Here is a 26,990-nt window from a genome sequence, read left to right on the forward strand (position 1 = left end):
TGCCCTTTTTTTAGAGTGAACGTACAATACTTAATGTTGGAGGGAATTTATAATGGCAGTTAATGCGAGTGCAGTAAAAGAACTTCGCGAAAGAACGGGCGCTGGTATGCTCGATTGCAAAAAAGCACTGGAAGAAGCAAACGGTGATGTAACAAAAGCGGCTGAATTGTTGCGTGAGAAAGGTCTTTCTGCAGCAGCAAGCAAAGCAGGCCGTGCAGCAACTGAAGGCGTTGTAGAATCTTACATCCACGCTGGTGGACGCATTGGTGTCTTGGTTGAAGTTAACTGTGAAACTGACTTCGTTGGTAAAACGGATCAATTTAAGGATTTCGTTAAAGATGTAGCTATGCAAATCGCTGCAGCTAATCCTAAATTCGTTAAACGCGAAGAAGTTCCTACAGATGAGCTGGAAAAAGAAAAAGAAATCCTGAAAGCTCAAGCTCTTAACGAAGGCAAACCAGAGAAAATCATTGAAAAAATGGTTGAAGGCCGTATCGGTAAATACTACGAAGAGTACTGCCTGATGGAACAAACTTTCGTTAAAGATCCAGACAAAACGATTTCCCAATTGCTGAACGAAAAAATCAGCCAAATTGGTGAAAACATCTCCATCCGTCGTTTCGTTCGTTACGAACTGGGTGAAGGTCTTGAGAAAAAAGTAGACAACTTCGTAGAAGAAGTAATGTCCCAAGTAAATAAATAAGACGGTTTCTATAGACCGGCGAGCAGAATTGATTTTCGAAGATATAAGAATGATGAAACTTCGAAGCGTAAACTCCCTTATATCTCAGGAAAACAGTGACTTACCGGTTAAACGTTTTTCCTAAAAGAGCGGAACACAACTGTGTTCCTTTCTTTTTAAGCAGGAGGCCATGCGCGAGAAGTTTTGTTGGTTGAACACCAAGCGTGTTCGATTCAAAGTGGAGGGTGAATAATTGGAACAGCCAGTATTTAAACGTGTTGTCTTAAAGGTCAGCGGAGAGTCTCTTTCCGGTCAAAACGGCTACGGTATTGATGCAGATACGATCTCGTCGATTGCCCAACAGGTAAAAGAGGTTGTTGCACTTGGTGTACAGGTTGCTATTGTATGTGGCGGCGGAAACATCTGGCGTGGAATTGCCGGTAGCGAAAACGGCATCGATCGTGCAACTGCCGATTATATGGGTATGCTGGCGACAGTAATGAACTCGCTGGCACTGCAAGATGCTTTGGAACAGATTGAAGTGCCTACGCGTGTACAGACATCTATTGCAATGCAACAGATTGCAGAGCCTTATATTCGTCGTAGAGCTATTCGCCATCTGGAGAAAGGCCGGGTCGTTATTTTTGCAGCAGGTACAGGTAACCCGTTCTTTTCCACGGATACAACAGCAGCACTGCGCGCAGCGGAGATTGAAGCAGAAGTTATCTTGATGGCCAAAAATAAAGTTGATGGTGTATACTCAGCAGATCCGTTTAAGGACAGTACGGCTGTGAAATTTGATCAGTTGACTTACATGGATATTCTTAACAAAGACCTTGGTGTAATGGATTCGACGGCATCCTCGCTTTGTAAGGACAACAACATCCCGTTGATCGTATTTGCCATTACGGAACAAGGTAACATCAAACGTGTTGTTCTGGGCGAACGTATCGGAACAATCGTTAAAGGGAGTGTAGATTAATGCCACAAGCGGTTAAACAACATGCCGAAGAGCGTATGGAAAAAGCAATTCAAGCATTGCGTCGTGACCTGGCTAGTTTGCGTGCAGGCCGCGCAACTCCAGCTCTTCTGGACCGAATTCAGGTAGAGTATTATGGAGCAATGACGCCATTGAATCAACTCGCTAATATCAGTACTCCGGATTCCCGTACACTGATGATTCAGCCTTGGGACAAATCCTCCATGGGTGACATCGAGCGTGCCATCATGAAATCGGATCTGGGTCTTACTCCAGCCAATGATGGCAGCATGATCCGTTTGTCTATTCCGGCATTGACGGAAGAACGTAGAGCGGAACTTGTTAAGCTGACGAAGAAGTTCGGTGAAGAAGGTAAAGTAGCGATTCGTAACATTCGCCGTGATGCGAATGATGACATTAAGAAAATGGAAAAGTCAGATATTTCCGAGGATGAATCCCGGAGACATCAAGATGATATCCAAAAATCGACCGACAAGTTTATTGCTGAAGTCGATAAGGTACTCGCTGCCAAAGAAAAAGAAATCATGGAAGTGTAAGACAAGCGCAGCCCCTCCAATACGGTGGGGTTTTGTCTCTTTTTCCAAGCTTCAGATAAAGAAACTTCAGGGATTTTGGAGGAACAGGAATGATCAAACGGGTTCGGTCGTGGTGGAATGGGGCTGACAAGCAGGAAACGCTGACTATATCCGAGGACAATATCCCGCAGCACGTCGCCATCATCATGGACGGCAATGGACGATGGGCCAAACGTTTGGGGCTGCCGCGTATAGCCGGGCACCAAAATGGCATGAAGGCGGTCAAACGTGCGACCATCGCGGCGGATGAACTGGGCATCAAATATCTGACGATGTACGCTTTTTCGACAGAAAACTGGACGCGTCCAAAAGAAGAAGTGGATTTTCTGATGCGACTTCCGCAAGAATTTCTAGCTATAGAGCTGGATGAACTTATAGAAAAAAATGTGCGCATTCGCATGATGGGTCAAGAGGAACATTTACCTTCTCATACCATTAATGCCTTGCGGGAAGCCATTCGTCTTACGGAACATAATACAGGTCTCGTTTTGAATTTTGCAATGAACTATGGAAGTCGTCGTGAAATGACGGACTGTGTTAAACAGATCGCTCTGCAGGTGAAATCGGGGGAACTATCGGCAGAGGATATAACACCTGAACTCATTGATAGACATATGCTGACGGTTGACATGCCTGATCCGGATCTGCTGATCCGGACGAGCGGAGAGTTGAGATTAAGCAACTTTATGCTTTGGCAGCTTGCATATAGTGAATTATGGTTTACGGATATATACTGGCCCGAATTTGGCAAAAAGCATTTGCTTGAAGCAGTAGCCGAATATCAGCGCAGAACAAGGCGTTACGGCGGTTTGAAATAGATGGAGGATGAAGCCGTTGAAACAGCGACTAACGACAGGAATCATAGCAGGTGTGTTGTTTTTAGGTTTTTGCATGCTGGGCGGACCCTGGTACCATGGTTTGGTATTGCTTATGGCTCTCATCGGTTATTATGAATTTGTTAAAATGACCGGGGTGATGCCTTTTTCAGGTGTGGCCCTGATTGGATATGCTGGTGTGTTTGCCATTGTGTTTCCTTGGGAAATGTTTTGGGAGGCAAGACCGCTATCCTTATTTCAGGTCATCTGGATAGTAATGCTTGTACTGATGACAGCTTCGGTTGTCACCAAAAATAAGGTTCCCGTGAATACAGTGGCCATGCTTTTCCTCGGCGTGTTGTATATAGGGATCGGTTTCTATTACATTGCAGAATCCAGACATCTGCATCATGGGTTGTTCTGGACGTTCCTGTTGCTGGGCTCCATATGGGCCAGTGATGCAGGAGCTTATTTTGTAGGGAAACTCATTGGTAAAAACAAACTGTGGCCTTCTATCAGTCCAAACAAAACTATAGAGGGTGCACTGGGTGGCATCGTAATTGCAATTGTTACTTCTGTTATTTTTGCATTAGTATCAGATGGTTTGCTTTCCTGGCAGAGAGCGATTGTGATCGGAATTGCCTGTGCAGTTGTAGGTCAGATGGGTGACTTGATCCAGTCTGCATACAAACGTGTATATAATATCAAGGATTCAGGCAGTCTTCTCCCAGGGCATGGAGGCATTCTTGATCGGTGCGACAGCTGGATTGTTGTTTTTCCATTCGTACATATACTAATGCTACTGCCCTACTAAAGAAGAACATGAGTCTGAGATAACAGCATTGTTCGCCGTAGGCATTGGATAATTAAAGATGAGGTGCAGCATGAAAAAAATTGCGATTCTTGGGTCAACCGGTTCCATTGGAACCCAGACACTGGATGTAGTTGACATGCATCCAGAACTCTTTCAAGTGGAGGGACTGGCTGCCGGAGGCAATACAGACCTGCTGATCGAACAAGCCAAACGTTACCGGCCGAAGAAAGTATCAGTGGGGTCCAAAGAACTGGCGGAGAAGATAGCTCCACATTTGCCAGCAGGAACGCAACTATTTTATGGCAACGAAGGACTCGTAGAAGTTGCGGCAGGAACCGATGCGCATACGGTTGTTACAGCGGTGGTGGGCAGTGTTGGATTGGAGTCAACGCTTGCTGCCATAGATGCAGGCAAACAGATCGGACTGGCCAATAAGGAGACATTGGTTACAGCGGGGCATATCGTTACGACAAGAGCGGCTGCCAAAGGAGTCTCTTTACTGCCCGTTGATAGTGAGCACTCTGCGATATTCCAATGTTTAAATGGTGAAAACAGAGAACGCCTGACAGGCATCACGCTCACCGCTTCAGGTGGATCATTCCGTGATCTTACCCGTGAACAGTTGAAGAACGTGACTATAGAGGATGCGCTTAAACATCCGAATTGGTCAATGGGCTCCAAAATCACGATAGACTCGGCAACGATGGTTAACAAGGGTCTTGAGGTCATTGAAGCACATTGGTTATTTGGTCTTCGATATGATCAGATTAATGTATTGCTTCACCCAGAGAGTGTTATTCATTCTTATGTGGAATTTGATGACACCAGCATCATCGCACAACTGGGGAATCCGGATATGCGAGTTCCAATTCAATATGCACTGACTTACCCTGACCGCTTGCCATCACCGGCACAGCGTCTGTCTCTCGCTCAAGCTGGGAAATTACATTTCCGTGATATGGATATGGAACGGTTCCCGTGTTTAAGAATGGCGTATGAGTGTGGTAAAATGGGAGGAACCGCAACAACGGCGTTTAATGCAGCCAACGAGGTTGCTGTAGCCCGTTTCTTGCGTAAAGAGATTTCATTCCTTAAAATAGAAGATATTATTGCTTCTGTGCTGGAAGCACACCACAATGTGGACGAGCCTGATCTGCAGGAGATCGCACGTTGTGATCAGGAGAGCCGTAAGCTTGCGGCCAGTCTGTAATCTCTTTTTTCATTACAAATTGGAAGAAGTGATTCTCTTGTGCGGCATCAGAGAATAATGATAATCTAGAGGGACAGACTGCGGTATGTGCCGTGAAGGAGGATGGATAGGGATTGGAAACCATACAAGTGGTATTTCTAACGGTGCTCATGTTCTTTGTCATCGTGACGGTTCATGAATGGGGGCATTATTATTTTGCCAAACGCGCCGGTATTCTTGTACGGGAGTTTGCGATCGGTTTTGGTCCCAAATTGTTCTCATATAAAAGAAACGAAACCCAGTTTACATTGCGTTTGTTGCCTTTTGGTGGATATGCACGGATGGCAGGGGAAGATCCGGAACTGGTAGAGATCCAGGAAGGACAGACCATTGCGGTAAGATCAGCGGATGACCAGGTGAAGATGATCTATCTGGACCAGCTGGATAACCGTAAAAATGTAATACGTGGTGAAGTCATCTCCATTGATATGGAGAGAGCGCTGAAGCTTCAACTCGATGTAGATGGAGAGATTCAGGAGTATCGTATTCATCCTCAAGCAATGTTGGTAAGTCGTGGTAAACAAACGCAGATTGCACCGAAAGATCGTCAATTCGGCAGCAAAACTGTTGGACAGCGTGCATTGGCTATTTTTGCGGGCCCACTCATGAACTTTATCTTGGCCTTTGTGCTGTTTGCTGTATATGCCCAGATGGCAGGAGTTCCAGTGGAAAATCCAAAAAATCTTGTAATTGGTGAAGTGCTTGAAGGTGGGGCAGCCGATGAGGCGAACCTGCAAAAGGGCGATATTATCGAAACCATCAATGGTACTGCAATTGGTACGGATTCACAAAAAATGGTGTCGATGATTGCCGATTCCAAAGACAAGCCGATGGAATGGACGCTGCGCCGGGGTTCGGATACGTTTAATATAACGATTACTCCACGTGCTGTAGAAGGACAAGAAGGCGGTAAAGTGGGAATTGTACCTACGTTACCAACCCGATCTGTTGGATTTGTAGAGACATTTAAAGTCTCAGGCGTGGCCATGGTTGATACAACCAAAATAATATTTGAAGGTTTTAAACATCTGATCAATCAGTTCAACATGGATGATATCGGTGGTCCAGTTCGCACATTTGAAGTGACAGGACAAATTGCTAAACAAGGGATTGAACAGTTAACGAGATGGGCAGCGATTTTGAGTCTGTACCTTGGGATTTTCAACCTGCTACCAATACCTGCACTGGACGGCAGCCGTCTGGTATTTTTGGGAATTGAAGCGCTGCGCGGCAGACCTGTTGATCCCAATCGCGAAGGCATGGTGCATTTCGTCGGATTTGCGATGTTGTTTGTGTTGATGCTGGCAGTAACTTACAATGATATATTACGTTTAATTAACGGATAATTACGGTTTGACTACGCTCTGGACATTCAGAGATAGTCGTTATGGGAGGACGCTGGAGTCTTATGTCAAAGGAAAATGATAAACAGTTCGTGACTGAAATCACACCACAGGGTGAGGATTTCTCACGCTGGTACATTGATGTTATCAAAAAAGCTGATCTCATGGACTATGCACCCGTACGCGGTTGTATTGTGTTCAAACCAGACGGCTTTGAAATCTGGGAACATATTAAGGATGAGTTAGATCGTCGTTTCCGGGAAACGGGTCATCGCAATGCGTACTTCCCGATGTTCATTCCTGAGAGCTTCTTTCAAAAGGAAAAAGAGCACGTGGAAGGTTTTAACCCTGAATTACCATGGGTTACGGAAGCTGGCGGAGAGAAGCTGGAAGAACGTCTGGCAATTCGTCCTACATCCGAAACGATTATTGGTCACATGTATTCCAAGTGGATTCAGTCTTATCGTGATCTTCCGGTACTGATCAACCAGTGGGCTAACGTAGTTCGTTGGGAAAAAAGAACGTTGCCTTTCCTTCGCACAAGTGAGTTCCTGTGGCAGGAAGGTCATACAGCGCATGAGACGGAAGAAGAAGCACGTGAAGAAACGATGAAAATGCTTCAGATTTATCGTGAAGTGGTTGAGGAATACTTGGCTATTCCTGTAATTGTGGGTCAGAAAACCAAGTCCGAGAAGTTTGCGGGTGCGGTGGATACCTACTCGATCGAAGCCATGATGAAGGATGGACGTGCAGTACAAGCAGGTACATCTCACTACATGGGGACGAACTTTGCAAAAGCATTTGAAATCCAGTATCTTAGCCGGAATAATGTGCTGGAGCTGGCTTACACTACTTCATGGGGAGTAAGCACACGTTTGATCGGTGCATTAATTATGGTTCATGGAGATGACCGTGGTCTCGTACTTCCTCCTAAAGTCGCACCGACTCAAGTGGTCATGATTCCAATTGGACCTCCTAAAACACGTGATGCTGTTGTTGGGCGTGCAGATGAGTTGTTCACTGAGTTGAAAAAAGCTGGAGTCCGTGTGAAAATGGATGATCGCAGCGATGTTCGCCCAGGTTGGAAATTCAATGAATACGAGATGCGCGGTGTTCCGATTCGTCTGGAGATTGGTCCGCGTGATATGGAAAATGGCGTTTGTGTACTCGTATCACGGATCACAGGTGAGAAGAAAGTGGTAGAACAAGCAAACCTGGTAGAAGAGATCCAGGCTATGCTGACACAGATCCAGGTAGATATGTTAGAGCGTGCTCGCACATTTATGTCGGATAACTTCTACTCCGTGGATACACTCGATGAGATGAAAGAACTGATGGAAAATAAACGCGGGTTTACACTGGCCGGATGGTGCGGTTCAGAAGCTTGCGAAGATAAAGTAAGAGAAGTTACAGGTGCAACAAGCCGGAACATTCCGTTCCAGCCTGCGGAAGAAAAGCATACGTGCCTGGCTTGTGGTGAACAGGCAGAACACACGGTTGTGTTTGCAAGAGCGTATTAAGTCAGGATAACCTGACTATATACATTGAACTAAACATTTACATGAGAACGTAGAGAACAGAAATAACCTGAAGAAGTGGAGCTAAAAGCTTTCTGAAAGATAGCTACATCGGAAGCATACGCTGCGCCTTTATCCCCGGATTTTCCCCTTTGTAAATGGGAATCAAAAAATCTGGGGGTAACAGCGATCGGAAGGTTGTTCTGTTATCGGAGTGGTAAGTGTAAATATCTTTTTGTTCAATGTATATAATGGCACGTACGGACTGTAAGAGTAATGAATGGAGAGCTTCTGTCGGATAAAATGAGTCGGTGCGAGTTCGGATCGGTGACATTTTTGAATGCAGGGGCTTTTCATGCTTTAAGGGGGTACAAGGAGGAACACGATGAGCGGATTCGAGGAGAAAAGAAAACGGTTTGAGTTGTTGATGAAACAGGCAGAGCTTCCGGCTGGTCTGTTAGAGCCCTATTTTTTGGATGGATGGATTGAACAAGTAGAGACCAATCGAAGTAATCGGGAATGGAATATTCTGATTGCAAAGGATACGTTGGTACCCGCTCCAATCTATCGCGCATTTTGCCTGCATATTCAAGAGAAGATGAATCATATCGCCAAAATTTCATTTGGCTTCAAATACACGGACCAAGTACAAAATGGTGATATCGTCAGTGAATATTGGAATCTGTTTCTGGAGTGGGTTACCCGTGAGATTCCATCTGTAAATGGTTGGATGAACCGGACAACCTTTGAATGTGAAGAGGATCTCCTACAACTGACAATGAGTGATGCAACGTCGATGGAATTGGCTCGTAAGAAACAGATTGATCAGGCTATTACAAAATTCTATGACAAATACTTTCATCTACCTCTTCGCATCAAGATGCAAGTGGGCGAAGTGGGAAGTAATAAAGAGGCCATGGAACAGTTCCAGGCCCAAAAACGTGTAGAAGAACTTGAGGTCATCGAGAAGATGATGAGTGAAGTGGACACAGAAATCCCGGTGGATGAGGAGCAGGGTGATCTGCGTTTGCAAATGGGTTATGACATCAAGGAGCCAGCAGTACCCATGCAGGAAATCCAGGATGAAGAGAAAAAGGTCACGCTTCAAGGTTCGGTGTTTGGACTGGATCGTAAAGAATTGCGAAACGGAAATACGTTGTTTACCTTCTACCTGACCGACTTTACAGACTCCATGCAAATGAAGATGTTTGCCAAAACAAAAGAGGACGTTAAAATTCTTAGTTTGCTGGCTAATGGTAAATGGGTGAAAGTGCGTGGTCGTGTAGAATATGACCGGTTTATGCAAATTCCTGAACTGGCCATGATTCCATCGGACCTGATTGAAGTCAAAGCACCGCCGTCTCGTAAAGATAAAGCACCAGAGAAGCGGGTGGAGTTCCATTTGCACTCTACGATGAGTACGATGGATGCTGTAACTTCAATCGACAAATACGTAAAAATGGCAGCAGAGTGGGGACATAAGGCGATTGCAGTCACTGATCATGGTGGGGTGCAGGTATATCCCGAGGCTTCCAAGGCTGCTAAGAAAAACGGGATTAAAATGATCTACGGCCTCGAGGCCAATGTCGTGAATGACTCTGTTGCCGTTGTAATGGCTCCTCAGCCATTGGATCTCCAAACAGCAACATACATCGTATTTGATATCGAGACCACAGGTTTGTCGGTAACACAGAACAAAATCATTGAGATTGCAGCCGTGAAGATGCAAGATGGTAAAGAAATCGACCGGTTTGCAACGTTTGTGAATCCGCATGAACGCATTCCCTACAACATTCAGCAGTTGACCAATATTAATGATGACATGGTAAAAGACGCACCTGAGCTGGAGCCTGTCATTCGTGAGTTTGTGCAGTTTGCTGGTGATGGTGTGCTTGTTGCGCATAATGCACGTTTTGATATGGGCTTTATCCAGGCTTCGCTGAAGCAAATTGGAATGCCAGAGCTTCCTAACCCTGTCCTTGACACGTTGGAACTGGCGCGATTGTTATTTCCAAAAAATAAGAACCACCGTCTGAATACGATGGCAGATAAATATAAGGTTGGACTTGAAAGTCATCACCGTGCCATTGATGATACGATTGCACTCGCGGGTATACTGATCGGATTATTAAATGATGCTGCTCAGATGAAAGGGTTAACGAGGCTTGATCGCTTGAACGATTATGTAGGTGTCGACTTGTCGAATACAAGACCTTTCCATTGTGGAATCTATGCATTGAATGATGTCGGTAAGAAAAATCTATACAAGCTGGTATCTCTCTCTCATACGGAACATTTCAAGCGGGTACCGTGCATTCCCAAATCAAAACTGATTAATTTGCGTGAAGGCCTTGTTATTATATCGGGCTGTGAAAAAGGGGAGTTTTTCGAAGCGGTGCTTAACAAATCGCTCGAAGAAGCGGAAGAGATCGCTGAGTTCTATGACATACTGGAGATCCAACCACTTACCATGTATATGCATTTGGTGGATAAAGGGTTGGTGGCTACACCCGAAGAAATCAAAACAGCGATCCGTAAAGTCATCGATATAGGTGCAAAATTTAATAAACCAGTCATAGCCACAGGTAACGTGCACTATTTGGAACCGCGTGACAAGTTATATCGGGATATTACCATTCACGGAATTACAGGTTTTAGTCCACTCAAAGATCAACGTAAACCGGATGCACATTTCAGAACGACAGAGGAAATGCTGGAAGAGTTCCAGTTCCTGGGCCAAGATAAAGCTTACGAAGTCGTTGTTACAAATACGGTAGAGTTATCTGACCGCTTTGAGGAAATTAAGTTATTCCCGGACAAACTGTTTACTCCAATTCTGGAAGGTGCGGACGAAGAAATCCGTAATACCTGCTATGACACTGCCAAGTCTATCTATGGTGAGGAATTACCAGAAGTAATCGTTGCACGACTAGAGAAAGAGCTCATTCCAATTATTAAATACGGTTTTTCTGCCAACTATCTGATCTCGGAACGCTTGGTTAAAAAATCGAATCAGGATGGTTACCTCGTAGGTTCGCGGGGATCGGTTGGCTCCTCTGTTGTTGCTACATTCCTGGGTATATCCGAGGTTAATCCACTACCTGCTCATTATATTTGTGTGAATTCAGAATGCAAACACAGCGAGTGGTTCCTGGACGGCAGTGTTCGGAGTGGATTTGACCTTCCAGAGAAAGAGTGTCCGGATTGTGGTGGCACACTTAAAGGAGAAGGCCAGGATATTCCGTTTGAGACCTTCCTTGGATTTAAAGGAGATAAAGTTCCCGATATTGACTTGAACTTCTCTGGTGATTATCAGCCTCATGCTCATAACTATACGAAAGTACTATTTAGTGAGAAGAGTGTTTTCCGTGCGGGGACCATCGGTACGGTGGCTGAGAAAACAGCATTTGGTTTTGCCAAGAAGTACGAGGAACATCATCAGAAGAAATGGCGTGGAGCTGAATTGAATCGTTTGGCCTCTGGCTGTACTGGGGTGAAACGGAGTACTGGTCAGCATCCCGGTGGTATTGTCGTAGTACCTGATTATATCGAGGTCGAAGACGTTACACCTGTTCAGTTTCCGGCTGACGACGTTAATGCGGAGTGGAAAACGACACACTTTGATTATCATGCTTTTGAAGAAAACTTGCTGAAACTTGATATTCTGGGGCACGATGATCCAACTATGATGCGGATGTTGCAGGATTTGACAGGGGTCGATCCAACGACCATTCCGATGAATGATCCGAAAGTTATGAGCATGTTTAACTCAACCGAAGCTTTGGGTGTTACACCGGAACAGATTAGGTCGCCAGTCGCAACGTTTGGCGTGCCGGAGATGGGAACGAAGTTTGTACGTCAGATGCTTGTTGAATCCCAGCCGACGTCTTTTGCCGATTTGCTGCAGATTTCCGGATTGTCCCATGGTACAGGGGTATGGCTTGGAAACGCTCAGGATCTGATTAAGAACGGAACGTGTAACATTAAGACGGTAATTGGTTGTCGGGATGATATCATGTTATTTCTGATCTATAAAACGGGAATGGACGCAAGTCTGGCATTTAAGATTACCGAGAGTGTTCGTAAAGGACGGGGCCTACCACAGGAATGGATTGACGAGATGAAGAATTGTAAAGTGCCTCAATGGTACATTGATTCGTGTCTCAAAATCCAGTACATGTTCCCGAAGGCTCACGCGGCCGCTTATGTTATTTCGGCAGTACGTACGGCGTTCTTCAAGCTGTATCATCCGATTGAATATTACGCAACTTACTTTACTGTTCGAGCTGATGAGATTGATATCGAACTGATGTGTCAGGGATATGACGCGATCTATCGCAAAATTACGGAAATTGAGCAATTAGGTTTCCAGGCACCTCCAAAAGAGAAAAACATGTTACCTGTCCTGGAAATGGGTCTGGAAATGGCAGCACGCGGATTCTCGCTGAAATCCATTGACTTATACCGTTCAGAAGCGACAAAGTTCATCGTTGACGGAAAAACACTAATCCCTCCATTTTCAGCTTTGGCAGGAATCGGGGATAATGCAGCTCGCAATATTGCTGCGGCAAGAGATCATGGTGAATTCCTGTCAGTGGAAGACTTCCAGCAGAAGTCGAAAGCAAGTAAGACCATTGTTGAACTCCTGTCGAATATGGGATGTTTCCGTGGCTTGCCAGAGAGCAATCAGCTTTCCCTTTTCTAGGATTGAATTTGGATCTAGCCATAGCGATTGTTGGGGGAACGTAATTTTTCCTTCATTAGTAAGTAAACTGCCTGAAGCATCGCTTACTTGTCACTATTACCAGACTATGTTATAATTTTTGAAGTGAACGAGATAGTACGAATTTCTAAAGAGTGGGGAAACCCACTCTTTAGTCTTTGGTATACAAGAATCTTGGGTATTGAATAATCTGCCAGTGCTTTTTTGCTGGTGTAACCTAAGTTGGAGGTTATTGGTTTTGAGCACAACGAACATTAAATCTACCGTGGAAGAAATGATCCAACCCTACTTGAACGAACAAGGCTTCGAGCTGGTTGACATCGAATACGTCAAAGAAGGCAGCAACTGGTTTTTACGGGTGTATGTCGACAAAGAGGGTGGCATCGACATCGACGATTGTGTCTTGATCAGCGAAAAGCTGAGCGCCAAGCTGGATGAGAACGATCCGATTCCAACCATCTATTTCCTTGAAGTGTCTTCTCCCGGTGCGGAGCGTCCACTGAAAAAACCTGAGGACGTTACCAAAGCTGTAGGCAAAAATGTTTTTGTTACAACCTACGAGCCGGTGAACGGATTGAAGGAATTTGAAGGCAAGCTGCTTTCCTTTGATGACGATGAACTCGTGATCGAAGCAGGCAAAAAACAGCATGCCATTTCTTATGATAAGGTTGCCAGTGCGCGCCTAGCTATTTTGTTTTAAGTGCCTTGTTCACTTTATTAATGAAAAAGACACATCTCACGATAACGGCAAGGTGCTCATGAGTTCAGAGCCTTTCGCCGTTTTACGTATGAGATGCCATGTTTGAAAGGGGGATCAACATTCATGAGTACGGATTTTATTGAAGCAATGAATGAATTGGAACGGGAAAAAGGGATCAGCAAGGATGTGCTGTTTGAAGCGATCGAGGCTGCACTAATTTCCAGCTACAAGCGGAATTTCAACACGGCCCAGAATGTGCGTGTTGACATGAACCGTAATACGGGAGTTATTCGGGTGTATGCCCGTAAATTGATCGTGGAAGAAGTCCTGGATTCACGTACCGAAATTTCATTGCCTGCTGCACGAGAAATCAACCCACACTTCCAGCTGGAAGATATTGCGGAGATTGAAGTTACGCCGCGTGATTTCGGACGTATCGCGGCACAAACTGCCAAACAGGTAGTGACCCAGCGGATTCGTGAAGCCGAACGCGGCCTGATCTACAACGCTTTCGTAGATAAGGAAGAAGATATCGTTACGGGAGTGGTGCAGCGTCAGGATTTGCGCAATATCTACATCGATCTGGGCAAAATCGAAGCGGCTTTACCGCTGACCGAATTGATGCCGAACGAGAAGTTTGTTCATGGTGACCGTATTAAGGCGTATATCACCAAGGTCGAGAATACGACGAAAGGGCCGCAAATCATTTTGTCCCGTACCCATCCGGGCCTCTTGAAACGTCTCTTTGAACTGGAAGTGCCTGAGATCTTTGACGGTGTAGTTGAAATTCGCTCCGTCGCTCGCGAAGCAGGGTTCCGCTCCAAGATTGCCGTTCATTCCCGCAACGAGGAAGTTGATCCAGTTGGATCTTGTGTAGGTCCTAGGGGAATGCGCGTGCAGACCATTGTGGGTGAGCTGCGCGGTGAAAAAATCGACATCGTTCGTTTCTCCGATAAGGTAGACGAATATGTTGCTAATGCACTGAGTCCTTCCAAAGTATTGGAAGTTCATGTATTTGAGGAAGAAAAGATGGCTCGGGTTATCGTTCCGGACTATCAACTGTCCCTCGCAATTGGTATCAAAGGCCAAAATGCCAGATTGGCAGCCAAATTAACCGGCTGGAAAATCGACATTAAGAGCGAGAGCCAGGCGGAACAGGAATTCGGCAGAGAAAAAGATTCTTCTTCTGAAATGCATCAGGATTCCGTCTCCGTCGACTAAAGTAAAGTACGGGGGGCGCTGACGTATGAAACCAAAAAAAGTGCCGCTGCGCAAATGTGTGGCATGCCAAGAAATGATGCCCAAAAAGCAGCTGATTCGCATTGTTAAAACGCCAGAGGATGAAGTGCTGATCGATTTGACTGGCAAAAAATCCGGACGTGGTGCCTATTTATGCGGCAAAGAGTCCTGTTTTAAGCTCGCACTCAAAAACCGGGCTTTGGATCGGGCGTTAAAAGGCAAAGTCTCACCTGAAATTTACGAGCAATTAGCAGCTGACTTCATCGCGGTTGAGGATGAATTCATAGCAGCACAGGAGCGTGAACATGACTAATATTAAAACGCTGTCTTATTTGGGACTCTCTATGCGTGCAGGTAAACTTGTAACAGGTGAAGAAATTGTACTTAAAGCGATCCGTTCTTCCGAAGCTAAAATGGTTATTGTTGCGGGTGACGCCTCAGCCAATACACAAAAGAAATTTCGCGATAAATGCGGAACTTATAAGGTTCCTCTGTTGATCGGATTTGACCGGGATAGTCTGGGTTCAAGTATCGGTAAAGACACGCGTGTTGTTCTTGCAGTAACGGATCGAGGGTTTGCAAAAATGATCTCCAAGCAAGTCGGTATAATGTCGGAGGTGGAGTATATTGAGTAAACAGGAAAACAAGGATAAATTGCGGGTTTATGAATATGCGAAGTCCCTTAATATGAGTAGTAAAGAAATTATAACCATTCTTAAAAAGCTGGAAATTCCCGTAAACAATCATATGAGTGTCATGGAGAATGGTTCAGTCGGTAAGGTGGAACAATTTTTTAAAGATATAAAATCCACTGCTGCTTCGAAACAAGGCAACGATGCAAAACCAGTTGCAACTTCGGCAGTACGTAGTGACAAACCAGTGGACAGCAACAAGCCGGCCGGCGGAGTGAACACGCCGATTAGCAGCAACCCATCCGGTAGTCCCGTACAAACAAAAATACAACAGGAAAAGCAGGTAGGTATGAACAATAGACCAAATTCCAACAATAACAATGGCACTCAAAGACCCAGCGGCCAAGACAGTCGCAACAGAACGAACTCTTCCCAAGGCTCAAGCCAAGGGGGACAATCAACTAACCGTCCAAAACCAGCTCAAGGTGGACAAAGCAGTACTGCATCCCGTCCGCAAGGAACGGGTCAACGTCCGAATAACAGCGGTGGCGGTCAAGTAAGAACTTCAGGCCCTAACAGCGGTGGTAATACAGGTACTGCTGGCAACCGTAGCGGTGGCCAAGGTCAGAGCCAAGGACAAGGCCAACGTAGAAGCGGCCCAGGTGGTACTACTGGCAGCAACAACAATAGTGGTAACCGTTCGAACAGCGGTGGCGGTGGACGTCGTTATGATGACAACCGTGGCGGTAACTTCCGTGGTAACCGTGGTGGCAAGAACAACCGCAACAGAAATCAACAACAGTACCAACAACGTGAGAAAATTGATAACACACCTAAGAAAATCATCGTTCGTGGTGATATGACCGTTGGTGAAACAGCGAAGTTGCTCCATAAGGATGCTTCCGAAGTTATCAAAAAGCTCATCGCTATGGGTGTTATGGCAACAATCAACCAAGAGCTTGATATCGAAACGATCCTTCTGCTTTCAGGTGAATTCGGTGTTGAGGTTGAAGTGAAGATTGTGCTTGAAGATGACCGTTTCGAAACACTGGAAGAGAATGATGATGCTGCTGACTTGCAGGCTCGTCCACCAGTAGTTACGATCATGGGTCACGTTGACCATGGTAAAACTACTTTGCTGGATGCGATTCGTTCTACGAATGTATCCGATGGCGAAGCAGGCGGAATCACGCAACATATCGGTGCTTATCAAGTTGAAATTAACAACAAAAAAATCACGTTCCTGGATACTCCGGGTCACGAAGCGTTTACAGCGATGCGTGCACGTGGCGCACAAGTTACGGATATGACGATTATTGTCGTAGCTGCGGATGACGGTGTTATGCCACAGACCATTGAGGCGATTAACCATGCCAAAGCTGCTGGGCTACCAATCATCGTTGCTGTCAACAAAATTGACAAGCCGGGCGCTGATCCAGATAAAGTGAAACAAGAATTAACCAGCTATGAACTCGTTCCGGAAGAGTGGGGCGGAGATACCATCTTTGTTAACGTGTCAGCGAAACAAAGAATGGGTCTGGAAGGTCTGCTTGAAATGATTCTGCTCGTTGCAGAAGTGAACGAATACAAAGCGAACCCGGACAAACGTGCCCGTGGTACAGTGATTGAAGCCGAGCTGGATAAAGGACGTGGCCCAGTTGCACGTATCCTCGTACAGCACGGTACATTGAAAGTCGGCGATGCTTTCGTTGCAGGTAACTGCTTCGGTCGTGTTCGTGCGATGGTCAATGACAAAGGTCGCAAATTGAAAGAAGCTGGACCTTCAACACCTGTAGAAATCACAGGTCTGACTGAAGTTCCAGGTGCGGGAGATCCATTCATGGTGTTTGAAGATGAGCGCAAAGCGCGTTCCATCGCTGACAAACGTTCGATCACGCAACGTGAATCCGATCTGGGTACGCATACTCGTGTGACGTTGGACGATCTGTTCCAGCACATCAAAGATGGCGAGATCAAAGATCTGAACGTAATCATCAAAGGTGATGTACAAGGTTCGGTTGAAGCATTGAAAGGTTCCCTTGCGAAGATCGAAGTTGAAGGTGTACGCGTGAAAATCATTCATAGCGGCGCTGGTGCAATCACAGAATCCGACATCATTTTAGCTGCAGCATCCAATGCTATCGTGATCGGTTTCAACGTTCGTCCTGATAACCAGGCGAAATCAACTGCAGATCAAGAGCAAGTAGACATTCGTCTGCATCGCGTGATCTACAGTGTTATCGAAGAAATTGAACAAGCGATGAAAGGTATGCTCGATCCGATCTACAAAGAAAAAGTTATCGGTCATGCTGAAGTTCGGAGCACGTTCTCCATCAGTAAAGTGGGTACCATCGCTGGTTGTATGGTTACCTCGGGTAAAATTACGCGTTCTGCGGAAGCACGCCTGATTCGTGATGGCATTGTCCTTTACGAAGGTAAGCTGGATTCCCTGAAACGTTATAAAGATGATGCCAAAGAAGTAGCACAAGGTTACGAGTGCGGTATCACACTTGATAAATATAATGATCTCAAAGAAGGCGACGTTATCGAAGCTTTCATTATGGAGACAGTACAACGATAAGCAAGGAAGCATGAGGTGAACAACAATGGCTAAGATTCGTACAGGTAGAGTGGGCGAGCAGATCAAGAAAGAAATAAGTCTGCTCATCCAGTCTGAACTGAAAGATCCACGTATCGGCTTTATTACGGTAACGGGAGTCGAAGTGACAGGAGACTTGTCGCAAGCCAAAGTTTATCTGAGTGTCTTCGGTGAACAGGAACAAAAAGATAACACGCTGAAAGCTCTGGCAAAAGCAAATGGATTTTTGCGTTCGGAGCTGGGCAAACGTATCCGGTTCCGGCATGTTCCCGAGTTGATATTTAAGATTGACGAATCCATCGCTTATGGCAGCCGAATTGAGAAGCTGCTTGGCGATATTGGTTCCGACAAGAACGAATCCCAGTAACAGAATAGAGGAGACGGCAATGCACACTTATGAACAGGCGCTCCAGGCCGGAAAGCAATTTCTACTGGAGCATGATGATTACCTGGTCGTGTCGCATGTACAGCCGGACGGTGACGCAGTCAGCTCGACGGTAACGGTGGGCTGGCTGCTGTCATGTCTGGGTAAGACATTCACGATGATTAATGAAGGTGAAATCCCCGGGCGCATGCAATTTTTGTGGGAAGCAGGCAACATTGTGAACATGACCGAACAACCACCGCAGCGAAAATATAAAGCTGTTATCTGTGTGGATTGTGCAGACTTTGCCAGAGTAGGTTTGACACGTCATTATTTCGAAGATGATGCTGTTATCTTGAATATTGATCATCACCCTACAAATGACGGTTATGGTACAGTCAACATCATTAAGTCAGATGCTGCTGCTACGGCTGAAATCTTGTTCGATTTTCTTAACCTGTTCCAAGTAACATGGGATCAAGATGTTGCGACGGCAGTTTATACAGGATTGCTTACCGATACAGGTGGATTCCGCTATGCCAACACCAGCCCAAATGTAATGAAAACGGCCTCCAGACTGCTTGAACATGGCGTGAATGGACCCTATCTCGCCCAGACCTTGTTGGAGCAGGTGACTCTTCCGCAAGTTCGGATTTTGAATCAGGCACTATCAAGCCTGCAGATGACAGATGATGGAAAGATAGCCTGGGTTGTTATTACACCAGATGATATGGTGGCTTGTGGAGCAGCTAATGAAGATCTTGAAGGGGTAGTGAACTATCCGCGCAACATTCAGGGCGTGGAAGTTGGTATCTTTTTCAAAGTCATCAACGAGAATGCAGTCAAGGTTTCTTTGCGTTCAGCTGGTAAAATTGATGTTGCTGCACTAGCACAGACCTTTGGCGGAGGCGGGCATGTGCTCGCAGCCGGATGTCGTCTGGAAGGCAGACTTGATGATATTGTCGCAAAAGTACTGAAGCAGGTGAATTCACAATGGTAAAGCCATTTGAAGGTGTACTTCCGGTTTATAAACCGGCGGGATTTACTTCTCATGATGTTGTAGCCAAAATGCGTCGCATTCTCAAAATGAAACGCATTGGGCATACGGGCACACTTGACCCACAAGTTACAGGCGTTCTGCCGCTCTGTCTTGGACGAGCGACACGTGTGGTGGAGTATATGCAGGAGCTTCCGAAGGAATATCTGGCTACGCTCAGATTGGGACTGTCTACTGATACAGAGGATATGACAGGGGAAGTTATTGAGCGGGCTGAAACGACTGTGGAAGTAACACAGGAACAGGTTCAACAGGTGCTTGAGCAGTTCCTGGGCACGATCTCTCAGGTACCACCCATGTATTCTGCGGTAAAGGTAGACGGCAAACGTCTTTATGAACTTGCTCGTGAAGGTAAGACGGTAGAGCGTAAGAGCCGTGAGGTCACAATCTATGAGCTCGAACTTACAGGGATTGAGACTCAGGGTGAGACCACCGATATATCCTTCCGGGCCTTATGTTCAAAAGGTACTTATATTCGGACATTGTGTGTAGACATTGGCCGGCAACTTGGATATCCATCAACCATGGTTCAACTGGAGCGTACGATATCGGCAGGTATCTCTGCAGATCGTTGTCTTCGAATTGAAGAAGTGGAACAACTTATGGCTGATGGGACTTTGGCGGAGGCGTTGATTCCTGTTGACGAGGCTATTGCTTCAATTCCGGCCCATAAGGTTGGAGAAGAACAGACCAAAGGAGCACTTCAAGGTCAGAAACTGTCTGCACGTCTTCTGGAACCGCCTGTGGAGCAACCTGGTTTGCTGCGGTTGTATGCTCAGGATGGTACGTTTCTGGGGATATTTGAGCGGGATGAACTAAAACCAACGGTGAGGGCAGTTAAAGTCTTTTTGCCGGAATAAAGAGGTTTCGGGCTTGGAGTTGTGGTGATGCTCTAGCTTGGCCTATCTAGTGAAATGCAGGTGAATGATTGTGAAAACCGTAATGCTAACCTATCCGCAGACGTTACATTCGACTGAGCTGAGCACACTGCCCCAAGTGCTTGCGATTGGTCAATTCGACGGACTGCATCTCGGACATGCAAGTGTCATTTTATCAGCTGTCCGCATTGCGCGGGAAACGGGCATGCAGGCAGCGGTCATGACCTTTCATCCACATCCGAAGGAAGTTATGCGCAAAGGGGATTACGAGGGTTATTTAACTCCCTTGAGAGATAAAGAAGAGATCTTGGCAGGAATGGGCGTTGAGGTACTCTATGTGGTGGAGTTCAATGAGGATTTCTCACGGTTGACGCCGCAACAATTCGTACACGACTTGTTGATTCCTCTTCAGACACGAACAGCGGTGGTGGGTTTTGACTTCCGTTTTGGTCACAAGGGTGCAGGGGATGAACAACTTCTTCGTACTTTGGGAGAAGGAGAGATGACGGTGGAAACCGTTCCTCCTTTCTTGTTAAATGGTGAAAAAGTGAGCAGTTCTCTCATTCGTGGCCTGTTGAAGCGTGGGGAGATGGATGAGGCCAGTCATTGGCTTGGCCGACCTTACAGCATCAGAGGAACCGTCATTCACGGGGAGAAGCGTGGACGAACGATTGGATTTCCTACAGCCAACCTTGAACTCACGGATCATTACGTTACCCCGTCGAAGGGTGTTTACGCTGTTCGTGTGCAGTATGGCGAACAGGAACTGCGTGGGGTAATGAATCTCGGTGTGAAACCTACGTTTCACGAAAGCGGGATGAAACCTACGTTTGAAGTGCACCTGCTTGATTTTGATGGACACTTATATGACCAGGAACTAAAGGTTGAGCTCGTTCACTATATTCGTGCAGAACGAAAGTTTGACTCCATTGAGGCATTGATTAGCCAGATTCGTGAAGATGCATTAACTGCCGGCCGCCTGTTATCTTAAAGGTTCAGGATTAAATGCATGTTTACATTTACTTTAACTAGGCAATTATGATATACTGTACTACGTTGTCGATTGAGGCAACATTAACCTTGGCTTGGTTGCTTGCTCTCACCGGCGGTGACGAGGCTAATGGCGATTATATTGAAGGAGGTGAACAGGATGGCATTGACTCAAGAACGTAAACAACAACTGATCGACGAGCACAAAACTCACGAGTCCGATACAGGATCTCCAGAGGTGCAAGTTGCTATCCTTACGGAAAACATCACAAGTTTGACAGACCACTTGCGTACGCATAAGAAAGACCACCACTCACGTCGTGGACTTTTGAAAATGGTAGGTCAACGTCGTAAGCTTTTGGCTTATGTGAAAAACAAAGATGTTAAACGTTACAGCGCACTGATCGAAAAACTCGGATTGCGTCGTTAATTATCGTACATGTTTTCAAAATCAACCTGGCTGTTATCCGTCATTCTTTTGTCTAAAAGGACAAGCGGAACTTACAGCCGGGTTGTTTTGTAGATGAACATGTTGCCATATATTTGTAGATGGGGCTCCGTGAGGAGCTTTTGTTGTGCAGGTTAGCATGTTGAAAGTTCCATACATAGCTAATGAATGCAGGACAAGCAGGAAATACTGTGAATATGCAGAATCCATTGAATTAGGAACGAATAAAAGGAGGGGTTTCATGGAACAGCGTGTTGAAATGCAGCTTGGTGGAAGAAAACTTACGCTTGAGACCGGGCGTTTGGCCAAGCAGGCTAATGCTGCCGTTAAGGTAACATACGGGGATACCGTGGTATTGTGTACCGTGACAGCATCAAGTGAGCCGAAAGATCTGGACTTTTTCCCATTAACGGTGAACTATGAAGAAAGATTGTACGCCGTAGGTAAAATCCCGGGAGGATTTATTAAACGTGAAGGCAGACCGAGTGAGAAAGCGATTCTTTCAAGCCGTCTGACAGACCGTCCAATTCGTCCTTTGTTCCCGGAAGGCTTCCGGAATGATGTACAAGTTCTGAATATCGTTATGAGTGTGGATCAGGACTGCGAACCGCAAATCGCTGCAATGATTGGTACATCAGCAGCATTGAGCATTTCGGATGTTCCATTCAGCGGACCGATTGGTGGCGTGAAAGTTGGACGTATTGATGGCGAGTTCATCATTAACCCAACGATTGCACAGCTTGAAGTTAGTGATATTGAACTGGTTGTTGCAGGAACCAAGGATGCCATCATGATGGTTGAGGCCGAAGCAAACGAAGTGGCGGAAGAAGTGATGCTCGAAGCAATCATGTTTGGACATGATGAGATCCAAAACATTATTGCTGTAATCGAACAACTTGTGCAAGTTGCTGGAAAAGAAAAAATGGCTGTTAAGTTGCGTACCGTTAATGCTGAAGTTAACAACAGTGTGCGTGAATTCGCCAGCGCTCGTCTGGTCGAAGCGGTTAAAATCGCCGAGAAGCATGCTCGTCAAGATGCAATCGATGTAGTGAATGACGAAACCGTTGCTCACTTTGAAGAGAAATATATTGAAAGTCCGGAATTGTTCAAAGACGTGAAGGAAGTTCTGCACGATATCGTCAAAGAAGAAGTGCGTCGTCTGATCACGCATGATAAAGTTCGTCCAGATGGACGTGGACTTGCTGAAATTCGCCCAATTGAATGTGATACATCTCTGCTGCCACGTGCACATGGTACAGGACTGTTTACGCGTGGGCAAACGCAAGCACTTAGCGTTTGTACACTTGGTGCACTGGGTGATGTTCAGATTTTGGACGGAATCAGTCTTGAAGAAACGAAACGATTCATGCATCACTATAACTTCCCACCATTCAGCGTAGGCGAAGCGCGTCCATTGCGTGCTCCAGGCCGTCGCGAAATCGGACATGGTGCTCTGGGTGAGCGCGCGCTTTCCAAAGTGATTCCTTCCGAAACGGATTTCCCATACACGATTCGTTTGGTATCTGAAGTTCTTGAATCCAACGGCTCATCATCTCAGGCAAGTATCTGTGCCAGCACTTTAGCTATGATGGATGCAGGTGTACCAATCAAAGCTCCAGTTGCGGGTGTAGCTATGGGTCTGATCAAAGATGGAGATCATGTATCCATTCTGAGTGATATTCAAGGTATGGAAGATCACCTCGGTGACATGGACTTTAAAGTAGCTGGAACACCTGAAGGTGTAACTGCAATCCAAATGGACATCAAAATTGCTGGTATTAATCGTCAAATTTTGTCTGATGCATTGGCGCAAGCCAAAGAAGGCCGTATGCACATTTTGGGCAAAATGAACGAAATTTTGAAAACTCCACGTGAGCAGTTATCACAATATGCGCCTAAAATTACAACGATGCATATCAATCCGGACAAAATCCGTGATGTGATCGGTGCAGGTGGTAAAATTATCAATAAAATCATCGAAGAAACCGGTGTTAAAATTGATATTGAACAGGATGGACGTGTCTTTATCGCTTCTTCCAACCAGGAGATGAATGATAAAGCCAAAGCGATCATCGAAGGTATTGTGCGCGAAGTATTGGTCGGCGAGATTTATGTCGGCAAAGTAAAACGCGTAGAAAAATTCGGTGCATTTGTTGAAGTACTTCCGAACAAAGAAGGTCTGGTACACATCTCGCAACTGTCAACTGAACGTGTTGCCAAAGTGGAAGATGTTGTAGCTATCGGTGATTCCATTACGGTAAAAGTAACGGAAATTGACCCACAAGGTCGAATCAACTTGTCCCGTAAAGCAGTTTTGACTGCTGAAGCCCCGGCTCAATCCTAGGATACCGAAGCGACAAGTTATAAATGGATAGATTGAATGAAGAGACAGAATGTGAATTTCTGGCTCTTTTTTTAACGTTTAAATACGTAAAGCAAGGATGAAACCATGGCTTAGCATTCATATTTTTGCCCTTGTCCTCATATGATGGGGACAAAGACGGCGGGAGGATGGAGCTGTGGGAAACCAATCCAAAAAGCTGGCGGCTGTTCTGGCGGGTGTGACTGCGGTCATATTGATCGGACAAGTTGGCAGTGTACGTACATACATTACGGAGATCCGTGATGGGCCAGGTACGCAAAATGCTTTTGACATGTTTAAGGAGGCAACTGGAGAAGATGCGCTGTTGTCTGCGATTCGGGATAAAGCGGCTGAAACGAAAATTGCTCCGGTAAATGCCAGAGTGGATCGGGTATGGAAAGCGATTCCTGGTTATAATGGCATGGAGATTGATGTGGAAGCGACATACCGTAAGGCGCTGAGTGGAACGTTGAATACCAAAATAGCGTATGTCTACCGTCAGATTGAGCCGGAGATCCAGCTTAAGGATTTGGGTGCACATCCGATCTATCGGGGGAATGCAAACAAACCGATGGTTTCTTTTATGATTAATGTGGCCTGGGGGAACGAATACATCAAACCGATGCTGGATACGCTCGATGCCGAGAAAGTGAAGGCTACTTTTTTTCTGGATGGAAGTTGGTTAAGCAAAAATGTTGAACTGGCCAAAGAAATTCAGAAGCGTGGGCATGAGATGTCCAACCATGCATATTCTCACCCTAATATGAGTCGATTGAGCGCAGAACGGGCCAAGCTGGAAATTAGCAAAACCCAGGATCTGCTCCATAAAACATTGGGCGTAGAGAATCGTTGGTTTGCTCCGCCTTCCGGTGACTTTAATCAGAAGACCGTTGACATTGCTTCATCCATGGGACTGCACACCGTGTTATGGACAGTAGATACTGTGGATTGGCGTAAGCCAAGCCCGGATGCCGTTGTTGCCAAAATTGCTAAAAATACCGAGGCTGGAACGTTAATTCTAATGCACCCTACAGCTGCTTCTTCGGGAGCTTTAAAGGGCATGATTCAATCCATACGGGCCAAAGGTTTGGTGCTCGGAACAGTAAGTGAGACGCTGTCTTCGGAACGTGTAGATACGTCTGCGGTTGAGTGAACGTTGTTTTTTTGTTAATATCAAACAGTTGGAACCAAATGTCGATTTCAATTTCAAGGTTGAGATCAAGGCAATTATAGAGATGTAGGAGGGCCAACCATGAAAAAAATTCAGCTGGGCAATGGCCTCAGAGTTGTCATGGAACAGATACCGACCTGCCGTTCTGTGTCTTTCGGAATATGGGTCAAGACAGGTTCGCGTAATGAGCAACCTGCAAGTAACGGAGTATCACATTTTATTGAACACATGTTGTTCAAGGGAACAGATCGTTATGATGCCAAGGCGATTGCGGAGCAGTTCGATGCGATTGGCGGTAACGTGAACGCATTCACTTCCAAAGAATACACGTGTTATTATGCTAAAGTATTGGATGAACATTTGCCGATTGCGGTTGATGTATTGTCTGATATGTTTTTCCGCTCCAAAATGGATGATGGTGAATTGATCAAGGAGAAAAACGTCATTCTGGAAGAAATCTCGATGTATGAAGATACGCCTGATGATATGGTTCATGATCTGATGGCCTTGGCCGCTTATGGTGAGCATCCACTCGCATACCCAATCCTGGGTACGGAAGAACGTCTCAAAGCGATGGATTCCAGTCATCTGCGTGCATATATGAAGGAGCATTACACGATTGAGAACACGGTCATTAGTATCGCGGGTAATATTGATGACAGTGTAATCGATCTGATGGAGAAGCATTTTGGTGCTTTTGATGTAAATGGAGTATCGGAAGCAGTCACGATGCCAGCCTTCCAAAGCGGACAGCTCTTTCACAAAAAGAAAACGGAACAGAATCATATCTGTATCTCGTTCCCGGGCTGTAAAATCGGAGATCCGCTGCAATTCGCTATGGTTGTTCTGAATAACGCCATTGGTGGAGGCATGAGCTCCCGGCTGTTCCAGGAAATTCGTGAGAAACGGGGTCTTGCGTACTCCGTGTATTCCTATCATAGCTCTCATGCGGACAGCGGACTTTTCACGATATACGCAGGTACAGCACCGAAACAGACCAAAGAAGTGCTCGATCTGACCAAAGAGGTTCTACGCGACCTGGCTGTAAACGGCTTGTCCGAAGATGAGCTTCGTAAAGGAAAAGAACAGCTGAAAGGTAGCTTGATTCTGAGCTTGGAAAGCACAGGCAGTCGCATGAATCGTCTGGGTAAAAACGAGCTCATGCTGGGCAGACACCATACGTTGGATGAGATGATCACCAAAATTGAGCAAGTTACCATGGACGATATTAACGCGGTACTTGATCTGATGTTTGCTGAACCTTTTGCACTTGCTATGGTTGGCGCTTCAGATAAGACGATCGCTGGATTGAGAAGGGATGATTTTGTTGCATTACGTTCAAATACAGAAACTGCCGGGCAATGAAGATATTAAACTACCTCAAAAAATGTCGGAGCTGGCATCCGGCTTTGATGTAGTAGCTGCACTCCAGGAAGATGTTGTATTGCAGCCGGGTCAGCGTACGCTGATTCCTACCGGACTTGCGATGGCAATGCCAGCTGGATTGGAAGCACAGATCCGTCCTCGGAGCGGACTGGCTTTCAAACATGGAATTACTTGCCTCAACACACCGGGGACTATTGATGCGGATTATCGCGGAGAAGTTAAAGTTCTGTTGATTAATCTGGGTCAGGAACCGTTCACGATTGTACGGGGAGAGCGCATTGCACAGATCGTCTTCCAGACCGTGCCTGCGGTTGAATTGACGGAAGTGAATGAACTTTCGGAAACGGTACGTGGCGAAGGCGGATTCGGTCATACCGGGAAATAAGCAGCGTAAATATACTCATTCTTTAGAGTCGTCCCTGACAGGGGCGGCTCTTTTTTACATT

General features: G+C 45.8%; 24 protein-coding genes. All 24 read left to right on the top strand.

Features of this window, described 5'->3' with window-relative positions:
• Nucleotides 1-52 precede the first annotated feature (52 nt).
• Nucleotides 53-703, top strand: a complete 651-nt coding sequence (gene tsf / locus V6668_RS11570; protein ID WP_017689154.1) for a translation elongation factor Ts — start codon at nt 53-55, stop codon at nt 701-703.
• A 232-nt stretch (nt 704-935) separates the two neighbouring features.
• Entirely contained in the window at nt 936-1,664 is a 729-nt protein-coding gene (gene pyrH / locus V6668_RS11575) for a UMP kinase (protein ID WP_017689153.1), read from the top strand.
• A complete protein-coding gene (gene frr, locus V6668_RS11580) occupies nt 1,664-2,218 on the top strand; it encodes a ribosome recycling factor (RefSeq protein WP_100529402.1) in 555 nt (184 codons plus the stop codon). Before pyrH ends, frr begins: the two co-directional genes overlap by 1 nt.
• Nucleotides 2,219-2,307: 89 nt before the next feature.
• Entirely contained in the window at nt 2,308-3,075 is a 768-nt protein-coding gene (locus V6668_RS11585; RefSeq protein ID WP_017689151.1) for an isoprenyl transferase, read from the top strand.
• Nucleotides 3,076-3,091: 16 nt separating this feature from the next.
• A complete protein-coding gene (locus tag V6668_RS11590; protein ID WP_036670385.1) occupies nt 3,092-3,886 on the top strand; it encodes a phosphatidate cytidylyltransferase in 795 nt (264 codons plus the stop codon).
• 70 nt (nt 3,887-3,956) lie between these two features.
• Nucleotides 3,957-5,096: a 1-deoxy-D-xylulose-5-phosphate reductoisomerase gene (locus V6668_RS11595; protein WP_338708476.1), complete on the top strand. Its 1,140-nt coding sequence runs from the start codon at nt 3,957-3,959 to the stop codon at nt 5,094-5,096.
• 113 nt (nt 5,097-5,209) lie between these two features.
• On the top strand, nt 5,210-6,481 hold the full coding sequence (gene rseP, locus V6668_RS11600) for an RIP metalloprotease RseP (protein WP_036609317.1): 1,272 nt from the start codon (nt 5,210-5,212) through the stop codon (nt 6,479-6,481).
• A gap of 62 nt (nt 6,482-6,543) precedes the next feature.
• Complete coding sequence (proS, locus tag V6668_RS11605) at nt 6,544-7,998, top strand: proline--tRNA ligase (RefSeq protein ID WP_100529405.1); 1,455 nt, start codon at nt 6,544-6,546, stop codon at nt 7,996-7,998.
• A gap of 382 nt (nt 7,999-8,380) precedes the next feature.
• Nucleotides 8,381-12,700, top strand: coding sequence for a PolC-type DNA polymerase III (locus V6668_RS11610; RefSeq protein WP_338708477.1), 4,320 nt, complete (start codon nt 8,381-8,383; stop codon nt 12,698-12,700).
• A gap of 256 nt (nt 12,701-12,956) precedes the next feature.
• A complete protein-coding gene (gene rimP, locus V6668_RS11615) occupies nt 12,957-13,418 on the top strand; it encodes a ribosome maturation factor RimP (protein ID WP_036609311.1) in 462 nt (153 codons plus the stop codon).
• Nucleotides 13,419-13,541: 123 nt separating this feature from the next.
• A complete protein-coding gene (gene nusA, locus V6668_RS11620; protein WP_338708478.1) occupies nt 13,542-14,639 on the top strand; it encodes a transcription termination factor NusA in 1,098 nt (365 codons plus the stop codon).
• Between the two features lie 25 nt (nt 14,640-14,664).
• Entirely contained in the window at nt 14,665-14,970 is a 306-nt protein-coding gene (gene rnpM, locus V6668_RS11625) for an RNase P modulator RnpM (protein ID WP_036609307.1), read from the top strand.
• The gene (locus tag V6668_RS11630; RefSeq protein WP_017689142.1) at nt 14,963-15,292 is read left to right on the top strand and encodes a L7Ae/L30e/S12e/Gadd45 family ribosomal protein; all 330 of its coding nucleotides are present in this window, start codon (nt 14,963-14,965) and stop codon (nt 15,290-15,292) included. Before rnpM ends, V6668_RS11630 begins: the two co-directional genes overlap by 8 nt.
• Nucleotides 15,285-17,870 (top strand): translation initiation factor IF-2, encoded by a 2,586-nt coding sequence (gene infB, locus V6668_RS11635; RefSeq protein ID WP_338708480.1) that lies wholly within the window; start codon nt 15,285-15,287, stop codon nt 17,868-17,870. The genes V6668_RS11630 and infB overlap by 8 nt, the downstream gene beginning before the upstream one ends.
• 25 nt (nt 17,871-17,895) lie before the next feature.
• Nucleotides 17,896-18,255 (top strand): 30S ribosome-binding factor RbfA, encoded by a 360-nt coding sequence (rbfA, locus tag V6668_RS11640; protein WP_017689140.1) that lies wholly within the window; start codon nt 17,896-17,898, stop codon nt 18,253-18,255.
• A 19-nt stretch (nt 18,256-18,274) separates the two neighbouring features.
• The gene (locus tag V6668_RS11645; RefSeq protein WP_076249804.1) at nt 18,275-19,252 is read left to right on the top strand and encodes a DHH family phosphoesterase; all 978 of its coding nucleotides are present in this window, start codon (nt 18,275-18,277) and stop codon (nt 19,250-19,252) included.
• Nucleotides 19,246-20,169, top strand: coding sequence for a tRNA pseudouridine(55) synthase TruB (gene truB / locus V6668_RS11650; protein WP_036670396.1), 924 nt, complete (start codon nt 19,246-19,248; stop codon nt 20,167-20,169). Before V6668_RS11645 ends, truB begins: the two co-directional genes overlap by 7 nt.
• Before the next feature lie 70 nt (nt 20,170-20,239).
• On the top strand, nt 20,240-21,178 hold the full coding sequence (locus V6668_RS11655) for a bifunctional riboflavin kinase/FAD synthetase (RefSeq protein WP_422395253.1): 939 nt from the start codon (nt 20,240-20,242) through the stop codon (nt 21,176-21,178).
• 47 nt (nt 21,179-21,225) lie between these two features.
• The gene (locus V6668_RS11660) at nt 21,226-21,360 is read left to right on the top strand and encodes a hypothetical protein (RefSeq protein WP_268745224.1); all 135 of its coding nucleotides are present in this window, start codon (nt 21,226-21,228) and stop codon (nt 21,358-21,360) included.
• On the top strand, nt 21,338-21,607 hold the full coding sequence (gene rpsO / locus V6668_RS11665) for a 30S ribosomal protein S15 (protein ID WP_017689136.1): 270 nt from the start codon (nt 21,338-21,340) through the stop codon (nt 21,605-21,607). The genes V6668_RS11660 and rpsO overlap by 23 nt, the downstream gene beginning before the upstream one ends.
• A gap of 259 nt (nt 21,608-21,866) precedes the next feature.
• Entirely contained in the window at nt 21,867-23,969 is a 2,103-nt protein-coding gene (gene pnp, locus V6668_RS11670; protein ID WP_036609294.1) for a polyribonucleotide nucleotidyltransferase, read from the top strand.
• A gap of 175 nt (nt 23,970-24,144) precedes the next feature.
• A complete protein-coding gene (locus tag V6668_RS11675) occupies nt 24,145-25,140 on the top strand; it encodes a polysaccharide deacetylase family protein (RefSeq protein WP_338708484.1) in 996 nt (331 codons plus the stop codon).
• 99 nt (nt 25,141-25,239) lie between these two features.
• A complete protein-coding gene (locus tag V6668_RS11680; protein ID WP_076318531.1) occupies nt 25,240-26,523 on the top strand; it encodes a M16 family metallopeptidase in 1,284 nt (427 codons plus the stop codon).
• Nucleotides 26,483-26,929 carry a dUTP diphosphatase gene (gene dut, locus V6668_RS11685; protein ID WP_017689132.1) on the top strand — a complete coding sequence of 149 codons (447 nt, stop codon included), beginning with the start codon at nt 26,483-26,485 and terminating at the stop codon, nt 26,927-26,929. The genes V6668_RS11680 and dut overlap by 41 nt, the downstream gene beginning before the upstream one ends.
• Nucleotides 26,930-26,990 lie beyond the last annotated feature (61 nt).

This window comes from Paenibacillus amylolyticus (genome assembly GCF_036894225.1).
Lineage (GTDB): Bacteria > Bacillota > Bacilli > Paenibacillales > Paenibacillaceae > Paenibacillus > Paenibacillus amylolyticus.

Coding starts and splice junctions, on each gene's coding strand:
- tsf (WP_017689154.1), top strand. CDS start 53: ATGGCAGTTAATGCGAGTGCAGTAAAAGAACTTCGCGAAAGAACGGGC.
- frr (WP_100529402.1), top strand. CDS start 1,664: ATGCCACAAGCGGTTAAACAACATGCCGAAGAGCGTATGGAAAAAGCA.
- V6668_RS11585 (WP_017689151.1), top strand. CDS start 2,308: ATGATCAAACGGGTTCGGTCGTGGTGGAATGGGGCTGACAAGCAGGAA.
- V6668_RS11595 (WP_338708476.1), top strand. CDS start 3,957: ATGAAAAAAATTGCGATTCTTGGGTCAACCGGTTCCATTGGAACCCAG.
- proS (WP_100529405.1), top strand. CDS start 6,544: ATGTCAAAGGAAAATGATAAACAGTTCGTGACTGAAATCACACCACAG.
- V6668_RS11610 (WP_338708477.1), top strand. CDS start 8,381: ATGAGCGGATTCGAGGAGAAAAGAAAACGGTTTGAGTTGTTGATGAAA.
- nusA (WP_338708478.1), top strand. CDS start 13,542: ATGAGTACGGATTTTATTGAAGCAATGAATGAATTGGAACGGGAAAAA.
- rnpM (WP_036609307.1), top strand. CDS start 14,665: ATGAAACCAAAAAAAGTGCCGCTGCGCAAATGTGTGGCATGCCAAGAA.
- V6668_RS11630 (WP_017689142.1), top strand. CDS start 14,963: ATGACTAATATTAAAACGCTGTCTTATTTGGGACTCTCTATGCGTGCA.
- rbfA (WP_017689140.1), top strand. CDS start 17,896: ATGGCTAAGATTCGTACAGGTAGAGTGGGCGAGCAGATCAAGAAAGAA.
- V6668_RS11645 (WP_076249804.1), top strand. CDS start 18,275: ATGCACACTTATGAACAGGCGCTCCAGGCCGGAAAGCAATTTCTACTG.
- truB (WP_036670396.1), top strand. CDS start 19,246: ATGGTAAAGCCATTTGAAGGTGTACTTCCGGTTTATAAACCGGCGGGA.
- V6668_RS11660 (WP_268745224.1), top strand. CDS start 21,226: ATGATATACTGTACTACGTTGTCGATTGAGGCAACATTAACCTTGGCT.
- rpsO (WP_017689136.1), top strand. CDS start 21,338: ATGGCATTGACTCAAGAACGTAAACAACAACTGATCGACGAGCACAAA.
- pnp (WP_036609294.1), top strand. CDS start 21,867: ATGGAACAGCGTGTTGAAATGCAGCTTGGTGGAAGAAAACTTACGCTT.
- V6668_RS11680 (WP_076318531.1), top strand. CDS start 25,240: ATGAAAAAAATTCAGCTGGGCAATGGCCTCAGAGTTGTCATGGAACAG.